The sequence below is a fragment of the Paenibacillus sp. BC26 genome, assembly GCF_900116125.1.
Lineage (GTDB): Bacteria > Bacillota > Bacilli > Paenibacillales > Paenibacillaceae > Paenibacillus_Z > Paenibacillus_Z lignilyticus.
Map to the genome: position 1 here is coordinate 16,125 of NZ_FPAD01000003.1, position 22,676 is coordinate 38,800.

At 50.3% G+C, this 22,676-nt stretch carries 25 protein-coding genes; 11 read left to right on the forward strand and 14 right to left on the reverse strand.

Annotated elements, in window-relative coordinates:
* Positions 1–21: 21 nt before the first annotated feature.
* The 6 genes from BM412_RS21295 (at position 22) to BM412_RS21320 (ending at position 4,616) form a co-directional block, all read left to right on the forward strand.
* A complete protein-coding gene (locus BM412_RS21295; RefSeq protein ID WP_091223043.1) occupies positions 22–780 on the forward strand; it encodes an ABC transporter ATP-binding protein in 759 nt (252 codons plus the stop codon).
* A gap of 1 nt (position 781) precedes the next feature.
* A complete protein-coding gene (locus tag BM412_RS21300) occupies positions 782–1,540 on the forward strand; it encodes an ABC transporter permease (protein WP_177245995.1) in 759 nt (252 codons plus the stop codon).
* 283 nt (positions 1,541–1,823) lie between these two features.
* A complete protein-coding gene (locus BM412_RS21305; RefSeq protein ID WP_091223047.1) occupies positions 1,824–2,462 on the forward strand; it encodes an FMN-dependent NADH-azoreductase in 639 nt (212 codons plus the stop codon).
* 22 nt (positions 2,463–2,484) lie between these two features.
* Entirely contained in the window at positions 2,485–3,168 is a 684-nt protein-coding gene (locus tag BM412_RS21310; RefSeq protein ID WP_371264845.1) for an NAD(P)H-dependent oxidoreductase, read from the forward strand.
* Positions 3,169–3,342: 174 nt separating this feature from the next.
* Positions 3,343–3,546 carry a hypothetical protein gene (locus BM412_RS32605; protein WP_091223049.1) on the forward strand — a complete coding sequence of 68 codons (204 nt, stop codon included), beginning with the start codon at positions 3,343–3,345 and terminating at the stop codon, positions 3,544–3,546.
* Positions 3,547–3,842: 296 nt separating this feature from the next.
* Positions 3,843–4,616, forward strand: a complete 774-nt coding sequence (locus BM412_RS21320) for a TerC family protein (protein WP_091223051.1) — start codon at positions 3,843–3,845, stop codon at positions 4,614–4,616.
* A gap of 119 nt (positions 4,617–4,735) precedes the next feature.
* On the opposite strand, the gene BM412_RS21325 is transcribed toward BM412_RS21320, so the two are convergent.
* Together BM412_RS21325 and BM412_RS21330 are read right to left on the reverse strand one after the other, a co-directional pair.
* Positions 4,736–5,212, reverse strand: a complete 477-nt coding sequence (locus tag BM412_RS21325; RefSeq protein WP_091223053.1) for a GyrI-like domain-containing protein — start codon at positions 5,210–5,212, stop codon at positions 4,736–4,738.
* 13 nt (positions 5,213–5,225) lie between these two features.
* A complete protein-coding gene (locus BM412_RS21330; RefSeq protein ID WP_091223055.1) occupies positions 5,226–5,705 on the reverse strand; it encodes a hypothetical protein in 480 nt (159 codons plus the stop codon).
* A 108-nt stretch (positions 5,706–5,813) separates the two neighbouring features.
* Here BM412_RS21330 and BM412_RS21335 point away from each other — a divergent pair, with 108 nt between their 5' ends.
* Together BM412_RS21335 and BM412_RS21340 are read left to right on the forward strand one after the other, a co-directional pair.
* A complete protein-coding gene (locus tag BM412_RS21335; RefSeq protein WP_256256504.1) occupies positions 5,814–6,782 on the forward strand; it encodes a helix-turn-helix transcriptional regulator in 969 nt (322 codons plus the stop codon).
* Between the two features lie 116 nt (positions 6,783–6,898).
* On the forward strand, positions 6,899–7,852 hold the full coding sequence (locus tag BM412_RS21340) for a phosphotransferase enzyme family protein (RefSeq protein ID WP_091223057.1): 954 nt from the start codon (positions 6,899–6,901) through the stop codon (positions 7,850–7,852).
* A gap of 78 nt (positions 7,853–7,930) precedes the next feature.
* Here BM412_RS21340 and BM412_RS21345 read toward each other — a convergent pair whose 3' ends face one another.
* Genes BM412_RS21345 through BM412_RS21365 form a run of 5 tightly spaced genes read right to left on the reverse strand, consistent with a single transcriptional unit; the run spans position 7,931 to position 13,049 of the window.
* Positions 7,931–8,995, reverse strand: a complete 1,065-nt coding sequence (locus tag BM412_RS21345; RefSeq protein WP_091223059.1) for a BtaManbiosPhlase — start codon at positions 8,993–8,995, stop codon at positions 7,931–7,933.
* A gap of 20 nt (positions 8,996–9,015) precedes the next feature.
* Entirely contained in the window at positions 9,016–9,975 is a 960-nt protein-coding gene (locus BM412_RS21350; protein WP_091223061.1) for an MTP-1 family protein, read from the reverse strand.
* Positions 9,976–10,007: 32 nt separating this feature from the next.
* Positions 10,008–10,847, reverse strand: a complete 840-nt coding sequence (locus BM412_RS21355; protein ID WP_091223063.1) for a carbohydrate ABC transporter permease — start codon at positions 10,845–10,847, stop codon at positions 10,008–10,010.
* Positions 10,834–11,709: a carbohydrate ABC transporter permease gene (locus BM412_RS21360; protein ID WP_091223065.1), complete on the reverse strand. Its 876-nt coding sequence runs from the start codon at positions 11,707–11,709 to the stop codon at positions 10,834–10,836. Before BM412_RS21360 ends, BM412_RS21355 begins: the two co-directional genes overlap by 14 nt.
* A gap of 14 nt (positions 11,710–11,723) precedes the next feature.
* Complete coding sequence (locus BM412_RS21365; protein WP_091223067.1) at positions 11,724–13,049, reverse strand: ABC transporter substrate-binding protein; 1,326 nt, start codon at positions 13,047–13,049, stop codon at positions 11,724–11,726.
* A 269-nt stretch (positions 13,050–13,318) separates the two neighbouring features.
* Here BM412_RS21365 and BM412_RS21370 point away from each other — a divergent pair, with 269 nt between their 5' ends.
* On the forward strand, positions 13,319–14,350 hold the full coding sequence (locus BM412_RS21370; RefSeq protein ID WP_091223069.1) for a LacI family DNA-binding transcriptional regulator: 1,032 nt from the start codon (positions 13,319–13,321) through the stop codon (positions 14,348–14,350).
* Positions 14,340–14,975, forward strand: coding sequence for a peptide-methionine (S)-S-oxide reductase (locus tag BM412_RS21375; protein WP_091223071.1), 636 nt, complete (start codon positions 14,340–14,342; stop codon positions 14,973–14,975). The genes BM412_RS21370 and BM412_RS21375 overlap by 11 nt, the downstream gene beginning before the upstream one ends.
* 39 nt (positions 14,976–15,014) lie before the next feature.
* Here BM412_RS21375 and BM412_RS21380 read toward each other — a convergent pair whose 3' ends face one another.
* From BM412_RS21380 to BM412_RS21410, 7 genes are all read right to left on the reverse strand, one after another.
* A complete protein-coding gene (locus tag BM412_RS21380; RefSeq protein ID WP_256256505.1) occupies positions 15,015–15,347 on the reverse strand; it encodes a winged helix-turn-helix transcriptional regulator in 333 nt (110 codons plus the stop codon).
* A gap of 126 nt (positions 15,348–15,473) precedes the next feature.
* Complete coding sequence (locus tag BM412_RS21385) at positions 15,474–15,995, reverse strand: nuclear transport factor 2 family protein (protein ID WP_218163171.1); 522 nt, start codon at positions 15,993–15,995, stop codon at positions 15,474–15,476.
* A 46-nt stretch (positions 15,996–16,041) separates the two neighbouring features.
* On the reverse strand, positions 16,042–16,704 hold the full coding sequence (locus BM412_RS21390) for an NAD(P)H-dependent oxidoreductase (RefSeq protein WP_091223072.1): 663 nt from the start codon (positions 16,702–16,704) through the stop codon (positions 16,042–16,044).
* A 584-nt stretch (positions 16,705–17,288) separates the two neighbouring features.
* Positions 17,289–18,026, reverse strand: a complete 738-nt coding sequence (locus BM412_RS21395; RefSeq protein ID WP_091223074.1) for a PHP domain-containing protein — start codon at positions 18,024–18,026, stop codon at positions 17,289–17,291.
* A 51-nt stretch (positions 18,027–18,077) separates the two neighbouring features.
* Positions 18,078–18,902 (reverse strand): energy-coupling factor transporter transmembrane component T family protein, encoded by an 825-nt coding sequence (locus BM412_RS21400; protein ID WP_091223076.1) that lies wholly within the window; start codon positions 18,900–18,902, stop codon positions 18,078–18,080.
* Positions 18,889–20,640, reverse strand: coding sequence for an ABC transporter ATP-binding protein (locus BM412_RS21405; protein ID WP_091223078.1), 1,752 nt, complete (start codon positions 20,638–20,640; stop codon positions 18,889–18,891). The genes BM412_RS21400 and BM412_RS21405 overlap by 14 nt, the downstream gene beginning before the upstream one ends.
* The gene (locus tag BM412_RS21410; RefSeq protein WP_256256506.1) at positions 20,633–21,481 is read right to left on the reverse strand and encodes a DUF8171 family membrane protein; all 849 of its coding nucleotides are present in this window, start codon (positions 21,479–21,481) and stop codon (positions 20,633–20,635) included. Before BM412_RS21410 ends, BM412_RS21405 begins: the two co-directional genes overlap by 8 nt.
* Before the next feature lie 214 nt (positions 21,482–21,695).
* Between BM412_RS21410 and BM412_RS21415 the strand changes: the two genes are divergently transcribed.
* Entirely contained in the window at positions 21,696–22,529 is an 834-nt protein-coding gene (locus BM412_RS21415) for a MurR/RpiR family transcriptional regulator (RefSeq protein WP_091223082.1), read from the forward strand.
* The last annotated feature ends 147 nt before the right edge of the window (positions 22,530–22,676 follow it).

Below are 22,676 nucleotides of genomic sequence, written 5' to 3' on the forward strand. Positions count from 1 at the left end.
TTAAAAGGAGGGATATCCGGTATGGAAAAAGCAATCGAAGTGAAAGGCTTGCGAAAGTCTTACAAGGACACGGAAGTGCTAAAGGGCGTAGATTTTGAAGTGAAGCGGGGCGAGATCTTCGCCCTGCTGGGCTCCAACGGCGCGGGTAAGACGACGATTGTCAGAATTCTAACCACTCTGCTTAAGCAAGACGGAGGCACCGCCGCCGTTCATGGCTTCGACGTCGCATCGAAACCCGAGAAGGTACGGCAAGCGATCAGTCTGACCGGGCAATTCGCCGCCGTGGATGAGATCTTGACCGGCCGCGAAAATCTGGTCATGATCGCCAGGCTGCGCCACCTGCCCAATCCGCGAGCTGTCGCGGATGAGCTGTTGAATCGCTTCGGCTTGAATGACGCCGCCGATCGCAAGGCATCCACCTATTCGGGAGGCATGCGCCGCAGGCTCGACATCGCGATGAGCCTGATCGGCAACCCGCAGCTGATCTTCCTCGACGAGCCGACCACGGGACTAGATCCAGAGGCGCGCATCGAGACTTGGAAGATCGTCAAGGCACTGGCTGACGGCGGCACGACGGTGTTTCTGACGACGCAGTACTTGGATGAAGCTGAACAGCTTGCCGATCGAATTGCCATTTTGCATAAGGGTACCATAATCGCGAACGGCACGCTCGAGGAGCTGAAGAAGCTGTTCCCGCCCGCCAAGAAGGAGTACGTGGAGAAACAACCTTCTTTGGAAGAGATCTTCCTCGCAATCATCGGTTATAAGGAGGGTGCATAAGATGAATGAACATTTCTTCAGCGACATGAGCGTCATGCTCGGACGATCCATGCGCCACATTATGCGAAGCATGGATACCATCATCACGGTGTGCATCACGCCGATCGCCATGATGCTGCTGTTTGTCTACGTGCTCGGCGGCGCCATCCAGGCCGGTACGGACAACTACGTGAACTACCTCTTGCCCGGCATCTTGCTGATGGCGATCGCTAGCGGAATATCTTATACGGCTTACCGCCTGTTCCAGGATAAGCAACGGGGCATAATCGAACGATTCCATTCCATGCCGATCGCGCGTTCCGCCGTGCTGTGGGGACACGTGCTGACCTCTCTGGTATCAAACGCCCTATCGGTTGTCGTAATCATTCTCGTCGCGCTCATCATGGGCTTCCGCTCGTCGGCGGGGGTACCGGAATGGCTGGCCGTAGCCGGCATACTCATGCTGTTCACGTTGGCTCTGACTTGGGTCGCGGCGATTGCCGGACTGGCCGCGAATTCGATGGAAGGCGCTACCGCGTTCTCCTATCCGCTGATCTTCCTGCCGTTTATCAGCTCGGCGTTCGTTCCGACCGAATCGATGCCTGCGGTCGTACGCGCCTTCGCCGAGAATCAGCCGGTGACCTCGATCGTCGAGTCCATTCGCGCGTTATTATCGAATCAACCGGTTGGCGATGAGATCTGGGTCGCTCTCGCGTGGTGCTTAGGGATTCTGGTAGTCGCTTATTTCTTCGCGGTGCGCGCCTACAAGAAGAGAAATTAAACGAATAGAACAAATGCCGCAGTAGAATTAGCACTGCACTTGTAAAGGCCTGGGAGAGCATTCCCGGGCCTTTTTTGTAATTTAGATAAGTCGAAAACACCTAAATTCGTAAAAGAGTCAAACCTGGTGTTTTTGCGGTAAGGAATAAATTTGTAATTGACCGATTTATATATTATATAGTAACATACAAAAAGTAAGAAGCTTAACAAAAGAAAATACGTTCTATAAGTAATGGACGTGAACGGATAAATTCCGAATAAAAAATGAAAGAAGGATTATGATTATGTCCACTGTTTTGTATATCACCGCACATCCGAATGAAACCGAAGCCTCGTATAGCTTGGCGGTTGGCAAACAATTTCTCGAGGCCTATACGGCTGCCAATCCGAACGATGAAATCGTCCATCTCGACCTGTTCAATATGGACATCCCGCGCATCGATGCTGACGTATTTAGCGCTTGGGAGAAGCTGGGTTCCGGTACGGCATTCGATCAATTAACAAGCGAGGAACAAGCGAAAGTCGCTCGACTTGGCGAGTTGGTGGATCAATTCGTAGAAGCAGACAAATATGTATTCGTGAACCCAACATGGAACTTCTCGTACCCTCCGGTCCTGAAAGCATACATTGACTCGATTTGCGTTGCCGGAAAAACCTTTAAATATACGGAAAAAGGTCCTGTCGGTCTTCTGGACAACAAAAAAGCCATCCACATTCAAGCTAGCGGAAGCGTGTTGTCCCCAGGCTCCGATTATGCTGATTTCGAAATCGGCCATCGTCATTTGGACGTGATTATGAAATTCATCGGTGTCCCGAGCTTTGAGGCTATCTTCGTAGAAGGCATGGCGGCTGCAGCGGACCAAGCTCGCCAAATTAAAGAAAATGCCATTCAACAAGCTTGGAAGCTGGCAAAAACATTCTAAGTATTGAAGGAGTCAAGTTAACGTGATTCAACTTCTAAAAAAAATATTCAGCTCTAACAATGGCAATGGCCGAAAAGAAAAAGTGTTGTATATAACGGCTCATCCCAAAAATGAAGACACTTCATATAGTATGTCCGTTGGCGCTGCATTTATAGAGACTTACCGAAAAGCAAATCCTAACGATGAAGTGATTCACCTTGATCTTTATAAATCGAACATACCGGAGATCGATGCCGATGTAATGAACGGTTGGAAGAAAGCGGGGGAAGGCAAGCCATTATCCACTGCAGAACAAACCAAAATCGATCGTCTGAACGAGCTCGTTAATCAGTTTGTGGAAGTAGATAAATATGTTTTTGTGAATCCGATATGGAACTTTTCATTTCCGCCTGTGTTAAAGGCTTATATCGATTCCATCTGCGTAGCAGGGAAAACATTTCAGTATGTCCCCGGAAAAGGGCCGGTTGGATTATTAAACGATAAAAAAGCGGTTCATATCCAAGCCAGCGGAAGCGTATTGTCGCCGGGATCGGACTTTGCCGCTTTCGAAATGGGGCATCGCCACCTGAACGTGATCATGAAATTTCTTGGTGTCCCGACCTTGGAAGGGATCTTTGTGGAGGGCACGGCATCAGCTTCCAGTCAAGCGAAGATGATTATTGACAAAACGATACGAAAAGCGCGCGAAATAGCAAAGACGTTCTGACCGCAACTGAATATTCGAGCTTCTGTACCAGAAATCAGAATCAAGCCGGGTCGACCTAGTCGATCCGGCTTATTCTTAAACTCTAGCATTTTTGTGCGATCAGCTCGTTTATTCATGCCATAATTCGGTAACTCTAGTAGTAATACCAAAATGCCAAGAAAGGAGCACTTTCCAATGAAATGTATTAATTGCAACTCAATCGATATCGGAAGGATTGGTCCTCATCAATATTTCTGCTGGAATTGTTGTATCGAAATGAGCCTCCACGGCGAGAAGCTCGATGTGTATCAGGTTGAAAAGGATGGATCGCTAAGTTCATTGAATGATTTATTCCTGCCGCAAGAGGTTGACTTGCCAACACATTCTACGACCACCTGAACCTGCCAACCTGAATATTGTGCAGTAAATAGTAATAGTAACTGAAAATAGTCCGGATGATGCGTTACGATCATCGGGACTTTTTTCGTGCTGTCCGGTGAAAATGGAATGATGCGAAATCATGGCTAAGGATTGAACATGTTGGCTAAAATAGGTGAAATGTTTAAAACGATCGTCGAAGGTTTTTGGATCGTTTTTATGAAAAAGTTGAAATCAATCGGCGACTTTTACGTATAGCTATTGCACATATATCTTTGGTGGTTGAAAATTGACCATGGTTTAGGGGGAGAATCAAGTTGGACTCATTGTGGTTGGAGTATGCATGGGCGTTACTCATTCTTATCGGTTTGGAAGGTTTGTTGTCGGCCGATAATGCTCTCGTGTTGGCGGTCATTGCAAAGCAGTTGCCGGAAGAACAGAAGAAACGAGCGATCAATTATGGGATCATTATGGCGTTTGTTTTTCGTTTTGCCGCTTTATTCGCGATTTCCTTTATTGCTAATGTGTGGCAGGTGCAGGCGATCGGCGCAGCCTATCTGTTATACCTGGGCCTAAAGCACATCATTCAGGCGAGATTCGGTAGAAAGAATGAAAGCATGCACAAGGAAGAAAAGAAAGAAGCAGCAGGGAAAGGCTTCTGGCCGACGGTAGGAAAGATTGCGCTGGCCGATCTCGCGTTTGCGATTGATTCCATTCTCGCCGCTGTCGCGCTTGCACTTGGCCTGCCGGATTCCCCGCTCAGAGAGTTTGGAGGCATGGACGGAGGGCAATTTATTGTAGTGCTGCTTGGCGGAATTGCCGGATTGGTATTAATCAAATATGCGGCTACTTGGTTTGTAAAACTGCTCGGTCAACGGCCGGCGCTGGAGACAACGGCTTATGTGATCGTAGCTTGGGTGGGGGTAAAGCTTGCTGTAATTACGCTGGCCCATGACGATATTGGCGTTTTCGATCACGATTTCCCTCATAGCACGGGGTGGACTTTAACCTTCTATGCTGTCTTGGTTGCAGTCGCCGTTATTGGTTGGTTTGCACCCGGCAACAAAGCTACAGAGACGAGCCATACTTAAGGCATTAAGGAAGACAAGAGCATAGATGAAGAAAAAAGTATGGAACCAGCGTATTATTCGCACTGGTTCCATACTTTTTTTCGGATAGATACGATTTCGATCATCGAAGGTCGCGGAACTTATTTTTTAACCACAGGCACCCAAAATTCGCCGTAGAACGTGCCATCGCCGTTATCTTTGCGATAAGTTGCATTTGGACCGCCGATGTAAGCATAATCAGTGATTTGCGCCAAGACTTCGCCAAACGCACGGTAGGTCAGCTGATCAAACAACGTTTCCTTGTCGCCATTTCCTGCGAGCACGATATACTCGCTCTCCGGAAACTCGATGATGCGCGTTGCGTCAACCACGGATTTGCCGGCTTCTACCGCGAAATAATTCCACGGTTTGCCTTGATACACCTCGTTGACGGACCATTCGCGATCGTCTTTTGCGGCGTCTTTGAGCTTATTGAAACGCCCGTCGGCTTTGAGTTTGCCCCAAAACTCGGCTTTTTCCTTTTGCATAGCCGGCATATCTTGAAAATTCGACTGGATTGAAAACCCATAGGCGGTCAATGTGAATGATTTTTTGTGTTCAAGTGTGTATGCTGCCATACGTGTGCTCCTTTTACTCTTCGACTTTTTTTACGCGAAGCCACATCTCGCCGTAGAATTCACCGTTTTCATCTGTTTTGACGAACGTCGAGTTACCGGGACCAACGTATTTGTATGCTGTGATCTCTTGCAGCATGCCGCCGAAAACGCTGCCTGTAATTTCGTCTGCAAGGCGATCTCTGTCGGCGCCGGTGCCAGGCACGACGAGGTAGTCGCCGGCGAGGAAATCGAGGACGACCGCGCCTTCCACGTCGAACTCGCCCATCACGCCGAATCCGCGCCAAGCCTTGCGGTCGATGGCGTAGTTGATTTGGTATTCTTGCCCGTCGGCGAGCGCGAGAAGTTCAGCAAGCTTGCCGTTTTCCGTGATTTCAGCTTTTTTCGCCGCGGTCTTTGCTGCATTGCCTGCCCAATCGTTGTAGTCTTCAAGTGTAACACCGAAAGCAGTCATTTTGTAGTTTTCTGATATGGTTCGGATGGAGTAGTTAGTCATATTGTTCTCTCCTCTGTGGGATTTATTTTCTACAAGACTGATTCTATTTCCCGAATGTATCAAAAAGTGATACATTTAATTTTGCTACATTTTTGCTACAATAAAATCATGAAGAAAACAGAACGAGTGAACCTGATCATGCGCTACATCAATAACCGGGCGCATTTTACGATTGCCGAGATTCAGCGGGAGTTCAAGATTTCCCGTGCGACGGCGATCCGCGACGTTAACGAGATACAGGCGATGGGTTTCCCGCTGACGACCGAGCTTGGGCGCGGCGGCGGTTACAACGTCCTGCAAAATCAGTATCTGCCCGCAGCCCGCTTTACGACGGAAGAGCTGAAAGCGATATTCATCAGCTTTATGGCCTCGAAGAATTCACAGCTGCCTTATCTGCAGAACCGTCGCTCCATCACTGAAAAACTCATTGGCATCGCATCGCAAACCCAGCAAGACGAGCTGATCGAGCTGAATAATATCTTGCTTTTTGAAAATACAAACCCTGCCAATCCGCACCTGTTGGAACTCGATGACGCGGCGCCTGCGGAGCTGAACCAGCTGATTTCGCTTGCTGTGCGGGATAAGCATTTGCGCGTGACCTATGAGCTGAGTCTGGGCTGGCCGCAGCTGCTGGACGTTTATTTGCTGCATATCTTCAACTCGAACGCGCAGTGGCTGGTCGAGGTTTACGATTTGGATACGGACGAGTTTCGCTATTTGCCTGTTGAGATGCTCCGGGATTCGGCTATTTCCGAGCGGGAGATGAAGTGGTCCGAGCAAGAAATTTTGAACAAAAAACGGCTTCGCGCGCGCGAGGCCAATCTTGCTGTGAAGCTTGATGCGACCGGGATTCAGCGCTTTAAGCGTATGCACCCGCCGGGGATCATTTTATCTCTTACCGGGATGTTTCAGTCGAGCGGGAATTTCAATGTTCAGCTGGATGTGACGGATGACGAGGCGCTGGCGTATTATGCGGATTGGCTTTTGTTTCTGGGGAAAGGGGTCGAGTTTATGCGGATTCCTAAGGAACTGCGCGTGATTCTGGAAGAGCGTTTAGGCAATTTGAAATTTCATTGATTTTTGACGAAGGGCAGCCTTCTCCGGCAGGCAATAAACTGTATCTTACCTATACGTGGAAGCGGGATCGGATCGTATTTTGGGAAATAGTGTTACAGGAAGGGATAAACTAAGCAATGCGAAATTCACCGAGGCTTTCAGAGGAACACCTTCTATCCTGTCTAAAGGAGCAGTATGATTGGACTCCCGCGACAATAGCGTTCCTTCCACGGGGACTTGATTACAGTTCCGCAGTATATCAAGCGGTTAGCGAGCAGGGGGCTGCCTATCTGGTCAAAGTCACGTCCAGATCGTTATATGAACCGCAATATCTCGTTCCTCGCTATCTCAACGATCAGGGGATTATAGGTGTCGTGGCGCCTATTTCGACTGGGAGCGGTGCCTTATGGACCCATTTAGAGGATTGGACGGTCGTGGTTTATCCCTTTATCGATGGGGATTCAAGCTTCGAAGGGATGACAGCAGAGCAGTGGAGTAAGCTGGGGGTCATTCTGCAAAGGATTCACAAGATCATGATCCCGCCTGAAGGATGGATGTCCTTCCGAGAGGAGACCTTTGATCCCGCGGAATTTGTGCGATGGATACGAACCTTCGAGGAGCAGCTTGCGCGCTTTGAAGGCGGAAGCACATTGGATCGTATCCTTCATGCTTCATGGGTAGAGCATAGGTTGACGATCCACACGAAGTTGACCGCATTGGAACAGCTGGCAGAGAAGCTTCAATCTCGAAAGATCCCGCATGTCATCTGTCACGCGGATCTGCATCCGGCCAATGTGATTCGAGATCAGGCAGGGCAAGTATTTGTTATCGATTGGGATGAGGTGATGCTCGCTCCCAAAGAGCGTGATTTCATCTTTGTCGGCCATCCACATGCCCAAGCTTTTTTCGAAGGGTACGGAGCCGAAGAGGTGGATGAGGAAGTGCTCGCCTATTACCGCTTAGAAAGGGTTCTTCAAGACTTGATTGAGTGTGCTCGAAACGTGTGGATGAAGGATGATTTAGGAGAAGAAACCAAGGCGGAAGCGCTCAAGTTGTTTCAAACTATTGCGGCGGCGGAAGCTGCACGGTAGAGGACTGCCTTCCCTTCAGAAACAAAAGAACCTCAGGGACACCATCGTCCCTGAGGTTCTTCTTCTATTAACAGTATATTATACGACCGGTTCCAAGCTGTCCAAAATCTCCTGCAGGCTCAGCTCACAGGCCGCCATGGACGTATCCGCGACGCCATAATACATCTTGACGACATCGCCTTCCACAAGTGCGCCGCAGGCGAAGACGACATCTCCGAAGAAGCCTTTTTTCTCGTAGTCGGCTTCCGGCTCCAGAATCGGTTTGCCTGAGCGGGCGATCACTTTCGACGGGTCGTTCAAATCAAGCAGCACGGCCCCCATGCAATAGCGATGCTCGAGCGTCGCGCCATGGTAAAGCTCCAGCCAGCCGCGTTCGGTTCTGAACGGCACGCAGCCGCCGCCAATGCGGCCGCTGTCCCACATGCCTTCGCGAAGACCGATCAGATGCTTGTGATTGCCCCAGTACAGCAGGTTGTCCGACTCGGCGATCCACATTTCCGGATTGCCGGTGCTCTTGGTCGTCGGACGGTGAAGCGCGTAATATTTGCCGTTTACCTTCTCCGGGAAAATAAGCACGTCTTTGTTATCCGGCCCGAAAATCATGCCATGGTAAGTGGTGTTCACAAAGTCGGTCGTGGATACCATCGACTCGCCTACACCGACCGGACTTACGGCGGAGTAGTAAATGTAATACGTGTCGCCGATCTGCGTAATGCGCGGATCCTCGACCCCGAACGTTTCAAGCGAATGCGACGGATACAGGAACGGTTTCTCGTCTACAGTGAAACGGTGGCCATCCTTGCTGCGCGCGATCCGCAAGTAGGAAATCGAGGTAAGATACTCGAACGTTGCGCTGTGCGACTTGTTTCTGATGACGCGCGGATCGGAGAAGTCGTAGCGCTCGTCATCCAGCCGAAGCTCGATCAGATCCAGGTCTTGGGTTGCCGTGTTATAGACCGGTGCCAGCACGATGTCCGGATCAGGGCTGATCGGACGTTCTGCCACGCGGAGCAGCATAATGATTTCATTATTGTAGGACGCGATGCCGGCGTTGAACGCGCCGATGACCTCGAAATTGTCACGGTGCGGTTTCACGTCGAGCGGCGTCAGCAATGGGTTTTCTTCATAGCGGTATACGTTCATCTGAATCGATAACTCCCTTATCAAGCAATTTCGTGTTCAAACCGTGCGAACGGATCTGCGATGGTGATCCGCTGCGCTTCTGCGTCGCTTATACCGGCGTACAGGACTGCTGTTCCGTCTCCCTGGCGTACAAGGCCGCCGCTGAAGACAACGTCCTGCAGGTCCGGGCGCTTCGACGGGCCAGGCAGAAATGCGGCGCGAACGGCAATCAGCTCCATATCCGAGAAGGTTTCGTTCGCTGGATCGAAGACGAATGCCATCGGGTAATAATGACGGTCCCCTTGTTCGTCGAAGGAAGCGATGTGGCCGAGTACGCCAACCAGACCGTTCCGAAGCAAGTGGGCTTCATTGGCTCCGCCCCATTCTTCGTCGGTGAACTGTCCGTCAAGCAGCGGCGCTTCGTTAATCCGATCGATCGTTAGTTCATCCAGAGACGCGACTCGGACGAAGCCGATTTTTCCCCGGCCGCCTTTTGCGCCTTGCGGACGCGTGAAGACACCGATCGAACCGTCCGTGAGCCCGATGAGGCGAATATCCTTCATGCCGTCAGGCCCTTTGAAGAACGGCTGCAACGAGGCGATATTCTCTCCGCGGTAGAAAACGGTTCGCCATTTCAGCGCATCCGGCTTCACCGGATCAGGGAAAATTTCCACGCCGCCGAGCACGAGCTCGCCGGCGATTCGCGTAAAGAAAGGATCTTGCAAGCGGAATGTCGGCGCACAGGCGCGCGGCGACCAGCTTCCGTTCTGCTCCGTGAAGAACAGAATATCCGAATGCTCGCTGTCGCGCGACTCTACGCGTCCCGCAATAACTTGTTCGCCTTCGTCCGTGAACGGAGCGGTAATATTGTAAACGTCCTTGCCTTCAACGTCAGCGCCGGTAAAGACGATTCGCTGCGCATCGCGCAGCGTGGCGCTCGAGGACTGGAACGTTCTTAGAAGCTCTTCGCATGTTTTTACAGCTGTTTTGTTCAAACCCAAGTCGTTCGACTCCTCTCCCAGGTAAATCGCTATTATTTCAAGTTAAATTGCATGCCTTCTTGGAATTTCTTGCCGAAGAAGATGAACAGAATGATGATTGGGATCGTCAGCAGCACGGATGCGGCGTAGAGCGGCCCCGGGTAGGTACCATACGGGCCGAACATTTGCGATAGCAGCACGTTCAGCGTTAGCATATCGTCGCTGCGCACAATGATCATATCCCACAGCAGCTCCGTCCAGCGTTCCATAATCAGGAACAGGAAGATGACGGTCGTGATCGACTTGGACATCGGGAGCATGATGCGGTACATAATTTTGAAATCGCTGGCGCCGTCCAGCTTAGCCGCTTCGATGAACACCGACGGAATCGCCTTGAAGAAGTTCGTGTACATGAAGATGGCCCACAGGCTGACCGCCTTCGGGAGTATCATCCCCCAGTACGTGTCGTACAGGCTGACCTTCTGCACGATCAGAAACGTCGGAATGAGCAGAATGATCGCCGGGAAAAACATATGGAACAAGACGAAGTTGTTAATCGTGTCCCGCCCGCGGAAATTCAGCTTGGAAAGCGCGTAAGCAACCATGATGCCCGACATCATCATCAGGGCAGTCGAAGCGATCGACACGAGCACGCTATTGAAGAACGAGCTTACCCAAGGGCGTGTAATACCTGTCTCACCGCCGGAAAACAGCCAATTGTACGATTTCGTCGAATACGAACTCGGTATGAATTTCTGGTCGACCTGGCTCCAATCCGCGAACGAATTAAGCACCATGTATAAATACGGGTAGACCATAATGAACAGAAGGATGACAGCCAGCCCATAGCGGACAGTCAGCTTGCTTTTACTGTTTCGGTTAGTCCCAACCATAGCGTTTCCCCCACAGTTCCAGCAGTTTACGGATGATGAAGATCGAGATGAAGGTTGCAATTGATGCGAGCAGCGCCACGGCGGATGCGTAGCCGGCTTTCAAGTTTTTGAAGGCTTGGTTAAAAATCTCCATCTGCCACGTGTTCGTAGCAAAATTCGGTCCACCGCCGGTTAATTGGTACACTTCCGTGAAAATACCAAACGTGACGCCGAATGCTAAAATGAGCGTCGTATAGAATGCCGGGTAGAGCAGCGGCAGTGTAACGCGCCAAAATCTCTGCCGTTCCGTGATGCCGTCGATCGCGGCGGCTTCGTAGATCTCAGCGTCGATGCTATTCAGTCCTGAAGTCAGAATCAAAGCGTAATATCCTGTGAATTTCCACGCCAAGATCAAACCGACGACGAACAACGCTGACATCGGAGTGCCGAGCCAGTCGATGTTTATGCCTGCCTTGCGAAGAACCGTATTGAGCGGACTCGAATAGGAAAGGAACCCTTTCACAATCAGAGACGATACAACCCCGGAAGACAAGTAGGGCAAGAAGAAACCGATTAGAAACAGGCTCTTAAATCGTGGCAGGTTGTGCACGACGACCGCAACGCACAATGCGAGAACCGTTACGAGCGGGACGAAAATCATCATGAATTTATAAGTCACCCAGAACGCGGCGTGCACGCCGGGCGATTTCAGGGCATCCGTAAAATTCTTAAGCCCAAGAAAGTTGTAATCCGGCGCGATCAAGTCCCAGTCCGTAAAGGAAAGGTAAAACGACCAGATCAGCGGACCAAAGAAAAATATCAACGAATAAATGAGGTAGGGGCTGGTAAATAACCAGCCCAACCGATTGTTTTTTTGATCCATTAGGACAACTCCCTCTATTGAAGAGCGGCTTCAATGGCTTTCTTCATATTAGCCCAACCTTCGGCCGGTGCGATTTCACCGCGTACCACTTTGTTGAAGGCTTCTTGACCGATAAGCGTCTGTAGGTCGTTATATTTTGCATTGTCCATTGGCGGCACGGCATTCGGCACATTCTCCGCGTATGGCTTCAATTCCGGATTCGCATCGAGCACGGTTTTGAACGATTCATTTGTTGTTAAATCGTCGCGTGCCGGCGGCAGTTTTGTTTGCTCCAGCCATTTCACGTCATTCTTCGGATCGGAGTAGACCCACTTGATGAAGTCAACAGCCGCTGTTTGTTGCGCTTTCGAAGCTTGGGCGAAGATGACGAGGCCTTTCGTATCCGCGAACGTCTTGCTTGTAGCCGGGTCAGTACCATCTGGTACGATAGGCATGCTCAGCGCGAACGTTTCGTTTATTTTAAGCTTAGGGAACTTCTCTTTCCACATGTTGAACGTCCAAGGACCGATATCGGTAAAGACGCCAACGCCGGTTTCGAAAGGATCGGTAACGGTTTGTGACAGAATACCTTTTTCCTTGCGCAGGTTATCTACGAACGTCAATACTTCCGTGCCTGCTTTGTCGTCACCGACAAATTTGCTGCCTTCGACGAAGTGGTTGCCGCCAGATGCTGCATTGTACAGCATGAAGAAGTCGAACCAACGTTTCCAAGCAGTCGGATCAGCTAGATCCGGTTTAGCCCATACGTATTTATCCGGGAATTTAGCTTTCAGCTTCTTGGTTGCATCCAGCATTTCACTATAGGTTTTCGGAACTTCATTAACGCCTGCTTGTTTTAGAATGTCGATGCGCCAGCCGAACAGCATCGGGTTGGAGTAGATCGGCAGCACGTATTGATGGCCATCGGAAAACTTCCAAGGCTCAATCGTGTTTGTCATGTTACGGCCTTTGATGATGTCCTCGAATCCCGGCATCGATTCTAATGGAAGTAATGCTTTGCTGTTAGCCAGCTGAGCCGCGAATCCGCGGTTAATGTTCTCCGATATCGTAGGCGCGCTCTTACCGGCAATAGCCGATTGAATGCTCGCCTCAGAAGTAGGCGATTCTTTAATGGCACTAACGTTGATTTTTACTTTGTCATTGACTTTCTCGTAAGCTTTGGCTAAATCAGCCCAGTATGCTTGCTGAGTCGGGTTGGGAGCAGCCCAGAACTCGATTGTGGTTACGCCATTTCCTGAATCAGCGCCTTGATTTTGGTTATCGTTGCTTTTGCTGCCGCAGGCTGCGAGCATCGAACCGGCTATTGCGGTGATGAGTAGGGTGGAAGCGAGCTTTTTCATTGTGTGGAAATCCTCCTTTGATGTGGTGACACGAAAAAGTAATGAGGCTTGTAATGACTTTAGTAACGTTACAATAAATTTGTAAGCGCTTGTGTCATCAATTATTGATTATTTGTAACGCAAAGTCAAGTGATTAATTCGTTTTCCAATCCTCTGTCAGAGGACACAGTATTTACTTTATTATTTTGTAACGTTACAATATATAAAGGTGCTGTAACGGTAGAAAATTTTATGTAAACGTTAGGCTGCGCTCGAAAGGATGTTTGGTCATGAAATCGAAAGTTACGATGCAGAATATCGCCGACGAGCTGAGTTTGTCCAAAAATTCGGTCTCGCAAGCGCTGACCGGTAAAGACGGCGTCAGCGAAGACACGCGCAAGCTGATTATCGAGACGGCCCAACGAATGGGTTATGTGTATAGCAGGGGCAAGAAGGAGGAGAGCAGTCTCCCGAAGAGCGGCAAGTTCGCGCTGATTGCCTCGGATTTTGCCTTTAGCATGCACAGCTTTTTTGGCCAAATCTATTTGAGTGTGGAGAGGGAAGCGAAGCTCCAAGGTTATGAGCTGCTTATTCAATCGATCGGCCCCGATTCGGTAAAGGAACTCCTTATGCCTGACTTCGTGCAGAACAGGTCAGTGGATGGCATGATTATCTTGTCCCATATTACGACGGATTATATTAATGCCCTTCTGGCTACAGGCATACCTGCCGTTCTGATCGACCATCACCATCCGCAAATCAAGGCGGACTGCATTCTGACTAACAATCGTTTCGGTGCCTATGAAGCGGTAAGGCATTTAATTCAATTAGGGCATAACAAGATTGGTTATATAGGGGATATTTCGATCTCGCCAAGCTACTACGAGCGTTTGGAAGGCTATAGACTGGCGATGCATGAATTCGGCCTTCTTGTACAGGAGGAATGGGTGCATACGTCGGCAGTGGAAGACGGCACGTTCATGTGTTCCTATATCAATGGGCTGAGCGAACAGCCGACCGCCTGGTTCTGCGTCAACGACGGTCTCGGCTTCTTCCTGAACGCCTCCGTACGGAAGAAAGGACTGTCGGTCCCTGATGACGTCTCGATCGTAAGCTTCGATAACGGCTACTTGTCCCGTATCTCCACGCCGCCTTCCACGACGGTAGAGGTGGACCTGAAGCTGTATGCGGTCAAAGCCGTGGAACGGCTGATCGAACGTATCCAATGTCCGGACCAGCCCTATACGGAGCTGCTGCTGCCGACGCGACTGATCGTGCGGGAGTCGACCGTCGGTCCTCGAGGTGAACGCGATGAACGATAACAACACGCAAACGATTACGCTTGGCATGGGCTGCTTCTGGAGCCCCGACGCTTTGTTCGGGCAACTGGCGGGGATCACGCGAACGCGCGTAGGCTTCGCCGGAGGAACGACCGATAATCCAAAAACTCGGCATACGGGGGATCACACCGAGATGGTCGAAATCGAGTTCGACCCCGCTATCGTGAGGTTGGAGACGATCCTGGCGTTGTTCTGGAACAACCATAATCCGGCGAATATAAATAACTACAGGGACCGTCTATACAATTCCTTGGTATTGTATCGTGACAAGGCTCAGCTAAGCGTCATTCAAGAGGTTATGAAGAGCAGAGGGGAACAAGGAAAAGGAGTACCGGCTACCGAGTATATGCCCTATACCGTGTTTTACCCTGCCGAGGATAGACATCAGAAGTATTTTTTGAAACGATTTCCGGATGCTATAGCCAAGCTGAGAACGCTCTTCCCAACCGATGATGAGCTGACCCAGGCAACGCTGGCCGCTCGATTAAACGGAATTGCGAAAGGGTTCGCCAATATGGATCAAATCATTCAAGAGATTCGGACTTGGCCGATCGGTCGCGAGGAACAAGAGGAGATCATCCATCTCATCAAGCAAATTAGATGGTAGGGGGTTGGTGCGAAGTAAATCCGACCCTTTATGAGATGATTATTGAACAGGTGGATCCCATGCGGTTTTCCATTGATTAATGTGCTGAAACACTTCCGAAAAGGATGCTCCCTTTGCTGTGATTGAATATTCGACCGTCACAGGCACGGTAGGAAATACTTGGCGTTTAATCATTTGATGTTCTTCTAAATTTCGTAATGTATCTGTTAAACCTTTCGTATTCACGTTACCTAGATTTCTTCTTAATTGGTTAAAACGCTGAGGCTCCTTTAGTAACTCCGTTATGACTAGAAAAGTCCATTTTCCCGAAAGAAATTGCAAAACTTCAGAAATCGATGCAATGCAATTTGGTTCAAACTTCGTTGATTCCACGTTCATCATCTCGCATTATTTTTTTATCTATTATCGGGTTTTTGATGTTTTCTTATGTGACGGGAATCGAAAAATGGGACAGTGCAGGTTGAAAAATCAATCTGCACTGTCCCATTTTTGGTTTTATTATCGTTCAGCGATTACTCCGGTCACGGGGTCCGTGTTTGGATCCCAGTTCTTAAGAGGATCCATGCGGAATCGCGTCAGAACCGTGCTGCTGATTTTCCAGGCGCCATGCTCTTTTCTGTATGTTTCGCGATATTGGCCATACCCGTGATGTCCCGGATAGGCATCCGTCGCGTCAGGGAAGGTTAACAAGTCCTCCATGGCCCAGATTCCCTTGGCATTATCCTTATCGATGATCTCAATCTCAGGCATATAACCATGGTGAACCGTAGGAGCTCTACCCACGAGATCCCCGATCAATTTACCGTAAGCTGCACCGCCGCGTTCAGAAAAATCTTGGCCTTGTGCAATAATCGTGGCGTCTGACGTAAAGAGTTCCCCAAACTCCGTCCATTTCTTCTCATCCACATAACGGAAATAACGGGCTTTTACTTGTTTGATTTGTTCCATATCTTCTATGCGCTGATATCTCTCTTCAAGCGCTGCGATTTTCCCGGTTAAATGCTGATTATGATCCGACATACGGACACATCCTTTTTTTTCTTATTTTTTAGTAGACGGATGATTATTACACGAATTGAACGATATCTTCCATGCGACGTCTTGTTTTGGCACGCTTGGGTTGACTGGAACGGTAGCCGAATGCCGTCATCACACTCAAGCCGAATTCGTCGTTTCCAAGCAGCCCTTTTTTATCGAGCAGCTCCGTGACGGCATCCATATCGAAGCCTTCGATCGGACATGAATCGACGCCGATGTGCGCCGCTGCCGTCATCATATTGCCCATTGCCAAGTACGTTTGCTTCGAAGACCAGTCCAACAGCTCGCGTTCAGAGTTCAGATGAAGGTCATCGTAAAATTGCGCATAAGCCGGCTCCATGCTTTTATAAACTTCTATAGGCATACCCTTCACTTGGGTTAGTTGTTCCAGGAGGTACGAATGACCATGAGTGAGCCCTTTTCTCGCCAAAATGATAACGAAATGGCTCGACGTAGGCAGAGACCGCACTGCACCGGATACGTGAGGCGCGAGCGCTTTCCTGAATTCCGAATCTTGTACGACAACGAATTTCCAAGGTTCATTGCCTCCCGAGCTTGGCGAAAGGCGGCCCGCCTCGAGGATGAATTGAAAATCCTCATCGGATATTTTCTTCGTCGGATCGAATTCTTTGGTTGCATGCCTGAAATAAAATGCAGACAACAGATCCGATTTTTTTGCTTCGATATTCATTGGTTAGAAATCACCTCACGAGTTGATTATTTAGGGCGGGAATTGAAGCTTCAATTGCCTTGGTGACAACTATAGCAGGTATAAATCTTTTGCATAAGGAGACTATTTTTTTAAATCTACTTTATAAAAGTAAAGTTAAGAGCCTATAAACAGTGAGAGGCCGTTTGTCTTGAAGGACAAATTCTACAATGGCGGAGAATAAATCAAATCTTATACGATTTCGACAAAAATCATCGTAATCTCACAGACAGTATGACACTCTTTTTTCATCGGACATCATAGAATGTAGGTACGCAGTAATTCCTACTTTCTCTATTACCGACAATGGGGGGATGGGCCGGTGGACGAGCAGTTCCTGAAGAGATTGCATACCTTGAATCGTCGCGATGAGTTGAGATCGAGACTATTAATTGATGGGGCTAAGTTTATACTGGAACGAAATAAGAAGATGAGTTGGTTCGGGAGATATTTAAAGAATAAGAAGAAAGCCACTACCCCCGCTAAGTATTAAACGGGGATGGCGCGTACCGTTCAAATAAAAAGACCCGAAGCAGCTGCTTCGGGTCTTTCTCATGCCATCGCGTTTAAGCGCGGCCCATAAGCTTAATCGTCCGTTTGATCAACTTCGCCACGCCGACACGGAGGTTGACGGTGGAGGAAACCTCGATGCCATAACGCCCATTAAGGATGCAGTGGCGGATATCTTCGATCGTCAGGCAGTCGTCTCGCAGGATGTTGCGCACGACGCCGAATTGGACGGGGAGGTGGGAATCGCTGCCGGCTACGATCGGTTTGCCGAGGCGCGCGGCGAAGACTTCGAGCTCCCGCCTTGTCGCTGTCTCGCGCCCGTTGAGATCCAGGAAATCCAATCGACTTAGCAGCTCTACGGGCAGATGCGTAAGCGGAGTTGAGATTCGGGTCGGATGAGCGCCGATCTTAATGACGTTGTATTGCTCGGCTTTATCGAACAATTCTTGTCCTGTCGGGAAATTGTCCTTGCTGGTCCGGTTTTGAAAGAACTGCTGAATCGCCCGAATATCCGAACGTTCGCCGACTAACAGAATGTGCCCTTTCTCCTTGATGTCTACCTCGATGCCGCAAAACACTTTAAAGCCGTTAACGTCATAATAGTGATGCTTGTAAGGAAACTCGCGGTCAAGCGTATCGTAAATCTCGTGGAAATTGCGGGTGTTGAAATGTTCGGTGAGCGCTGTGGCATGAAGCCCGGCTTTGCGCGCCGCAGCAATCATTTGATGAAAGTAGTCCAGCGAGAAATCCCTTTTTTTACTGAGTTTGGTATGGGTATGAAAATCGATAATCATCCGGTTTCCTTCTTTCCGTGTTCGTGAATGGTAACGTCCAACGTCCTCAACCTAAAGCAGTAATTGGGTTCCGAGCCATGCGGCAATGGCAGCATAACCGATGGTTAACCCGCTGAACAAATAGTCGCGAGTTTGAATGCGCATTTTGGCGAGCTTCAGTTTTCTCGCGCTGCCGCTCTCGAGCGCATAGTTGAATCCGCGCAGCTCCAGCGCTTCTACTGTCGTCCGTACGCGTTTGGCTGTATTGAGCAGAGTAGGGTAGAATGCGAGCACGCACAGCTTGCAGAAATAGTAGCCGACTCTCCAAGAGAAGAGCCCTTTGTTCTTGGGCGGCATGCCGCGGAGTCGATAGGAGGCGAACACCTCTTGATATTGCTCGACCAGGAGCGGGATCATCCGGTAGCCATATGAAATGCCAAAGCTGAATACGGTAGGCGCCTTCAAGGCGAGCAGCGCGTCGCTTAGTTTCTCGGGATCCAGGCTGGAGAAGACGGCGATGCTGGCAAGCGCCATCGTAAGCAGCTTCAGCGTTAGCGTCGCCAGCGCGATAAAGGCATTCAGGTCACCGCCGAGAAACATAGCGAGAATGACGACATAGACAATGTTCATGAATGTACTGAATGCGAGAAGGCCGAGAATAAGGCCGCTGACGCGAGACGTTAATGCGAGCCCAAGCGCCAGTAAGAGATAGGCTGCCAGTACCGTCTTGTTATATGTGAACCAAGGAATGATCGAGAATATCGCATACCAGATAATCAGCATGCGAGGATCCATACGGCCGAGAAGCGTTTGCTTATTGCCGTACGCCGTTCGCATGAGCGTCATTTTTAATTGTTCCAGCGAGAGCCGGGACATCCATCTTTCAATGAGCGACATCGATCTGCGCCTCCTCTCCGGCATTCGGAATGCCTCCCGCGAATGCTGCAACGAACCGGTCAATCGTTAGCAAAGGATGCTGTAAGCCGAGTGAATGAGACAGCTCGACCGTCTGCGGCGGCCGGAGTCCGAAGCGGGCCAGCGCATCGCGATCAGAGAAGAGCCGGGCAGGCGTAAGGTCGGCGGCGATTTTGCCTTGGTGCAGGACAATTACTCGATCGGCCCACTCGGCGACGAGCTGCATATCGTGCGTGGCGGTCACGATCGTTTCGACCTCGCCGCCGATTTGATCCAGCAAAGCGATCATTTCCTTACGGCTTACAACGTCAAGGCTTGCGGTCGGCTCATCGAGCAGGAGCATCTTCGGTTTCATGGACAATCCAATGGCCAGAGAAACGCGGCGTTGTTGACCGCCGCTAAGCAGGCGGGCATCTCTTGACTGCAGCTCCTTTAGAAGGAGCCTGTCAATCAATAAATCGGCGAATGCATCGGCGCCCTGACGCCGGCGCGCACGGCCGAAGTACGAAATCTCGTCTCGGACGTTATCGCTGATGAACATGCTCTCCGGTTTCTGATAGATATAAGCCGCGAGACTTGCCGCATCCTCGGGCCGTTTCACGGTATGCCCGAATAGGCTCACGCTGCCTCCGGAAGGTTTGATGAGGCCGGTCATCATGCGCAGCAGCGTTGACTTGCCGGCTCCGTTGCCGCCGACTAACGCAACGCGTTCGCCGGAGTGTATCGTCAAATCTAACGTTTTGAATACCGTATGCGGAACCTTATTCATAGTCGGATAAGAGAACGAAATATCGGATAGTTGAACGGCAGAAGCAGCTTCCCCCTTACGAATAGCGAGCCCTCCTGTAAGACCCGTAGCATGTTCGAAGAGGGCTGGTGCCTTCAACTTAAGAGCTTGGATACCTTCTTCAACTGTCATCGGGTACAAGTCCGTGTCCAGACGTAAACCGAGTCGTTCCCCAATCTGCGTCACTTGCGGCGGGAAAATCTGATGGGCGCGCAGCTCTTCCACGCAAGACAATGCTTCCGCCGTCGGTTTCTTCCACATTGTGCGGCCTTCCGCTACCAGAATGACGGAATCGCAATATTTCGCGATCCATTCGGTATGGTGTTCGATGACGACGATCGTCTTCCCATCGTTCTCATTCAGCTTCCGCAGCGTGGCGTATACGGCCTCCGCATGGAAAGGATCCAGCTCAGCCGCGGGTTCGTCGACGATGAGGATCTCGGGATCCAAAGACAGCACAGCGGCAAGGGCGGCAATATGCTTCTGCCCGCCGCTCAGCTGCCAGATATAGCGGTCGCTGAGATGGGCGATGCCCAGCTTCTCCAGCGTTCGAGTCGCGTGCTCTTCGTAATTGAGGTGCTCGAAATTCATAGGTGCGAATTCAACTTCTTGACGCACGGTCGGACGTACAAGCTGGTTCTCGAAGTCTTGGCTGACATACCCGACTTTATGGGCGAGGCCGGATACGCTCGCTTGCCGCGTATCCAGCCCGGCGACATGAACCGAACCTTCCATTTCCCCTGTGTAGTAATGCGGAATTAACCCGGTTAATGCTTTGCATAAGGATGATTTTCCGGAGCCATTGCTGCCGATAACAGCGACGAATTCCCCTTGCTCGACTTGTAAATCCAGGCCGGTCAAGGAAGGCGTTTCGGCGCCCGGATAGCAGAACGCTAGCTGCTGAACGTGGATGACAGATCGGGAATCAGCCATGCGTGGTCTTTGCTCCCGCAATTGGATTGCGCTTATTCGAGCGACGCATAAGGATGAAGATGAGAAGCGCGACCAGCGCGGCAAGACCAATGCCGCCCCAGATGAAGCCTTTGCCGAATTGATCGACGAAGTCCGGTGCCCACTCGCCCGGATCATCCATCGCGGCACTCATAAGAGAGAAAGCAACCGAGAGACCGATGACGATGATTGCCGTAATTGCGACCGCAACGCCGGCGCCAACAAGGGAGACGTCTTGCGGCTTACGAGGGCGAATGCCCATTAACGGCTCGATTTTGCCATGCATTCTTGGCACCATATACAGCGCCGGGATGATGCCGAACAGTACGCCGGAGACGAGCCATTCGATGCCGTTCTCGATGAGTTCAAGCACGATAATACTTTCCGGGAGACCTTCGACGGCCTCGAATTCTTCAATACCGAAAGCAACCTTCATGACATCGAGCGCACCGCTGAGCGCTTGGTCAATGCCGATCCCGATTAAACCGGCCACGATAATCTGTTTGCGATTGGATGGATCCCGAACGAGCAAGCCTGCAACGCATAAGCCGAGGAAAAGGACGAGGAAACCATCGATTTCGCCGAGTCCGCCAAAGTCGCCCATGAGCAAATCCCCAAAAACAAGCTCCCCGAATGCAGCTCCGAGCGCCGCGTACAGCGGGTTAAACAGCATGACAAGCACGAGAGCGACGAAGCCGAAATAAGGAATACCAATTTCGACCGGCCCGATTTCCACGTCGGGGATCAGTTCCGTCACGAGGTCGGACAGACCGAATACCGCCATAGATAAGACAAACACCATTAATTTTTGCGCCTGCTTCATGAACATGCTTCCTCCTTATTAAAGTGGACTATCTCCTTTATACCGATGGATTGTTTGCGTGAGATTATGTAATGATTGTCATTTTGTAAAAAAAGTTTCATAAATACAAATCTATTAAAATTAAATTACATTTCGATCATTGCTCTCAAAATGTTGACGGTGTTATGATGAATATCATCATTACGGCGCATGAAAGGAAAGGAACGTTAACCTCATGAAGCCTTGGCTTGCTAATCAGGACAGCTTCACCCCCAGTGAAAGGAAGCTTGCCGACTATATCGTGAAATACGAGTATCGGCTTTCATTCCAGACGGAGAGGGATATCGCGGATTTGCTTCAGGTCAGCATCGCGACGGTATCCCGTTTTTGGCGGAAGATCGGCTATGCAAATTTCAAGGCTTACAAGCTGGAGCTCGCGGATAAAGTCGATGCGTTCCCGACTCCGGCGGAGAAGCTAAAGAGCATGTTGGAGGATCCGGTAGAGGATATCGCGGCGAAGATGCTTTCCAGGGAAATCGGCTATGTGCAGCAGACGCTGCAGCGACTGGATCGCGCTGCATTCGATCGCGCCGTTCAAACGCTTGGCAAGGCGAAGCGCGTTTACGTGTATGGCTCGGGCCCTTCGGCCAGCCTATGTGAGCTGCTGCGGTTCCGGCTGAATCGTTTCGGTAAAACGGTCATCGTGCTGCCGAGGTCCGGCTCGGAGTTGTTCGAAGCGCTTGTCCATGCGACGGTTGAGGATGCTTTCGTCGTTTTCGGCTTTTTCCGGCAATCTCCGGAGATCAAGGTTATACAGGAAGTTGTTCGCGGGCTGGGCAGTGAGCTGGTGCTGTTTACGGATTTGACCTCATCGGCCATGATCGATGCGACGACGTGCGTGCTTTATGTGGATCGGGGAGAGTCCGGGCAATTTCATTCCTTAACGGCTCCGGTTGCGCTGCTGGATGCGTTAATCGTCGCGATGGCGCAGCGGGAACAAGCATCGGTCGAGCAGCTCAACAAGCTGTATGAGCTGCGCAAGAAATATTCCGATATTTTGCCTCATTAAGCTTCTCCTGCCATAACGATTTAACAAGCTGATCGGTTCAATCGATCAGCTTGTTTCTGTTGTACATAGAACATGCATAAGCCTCCGGCAAAAACGTCGAAATGGGGATAGCGCCCGGGAGCAGAATTGCGGGGAGGCGGGTTAATG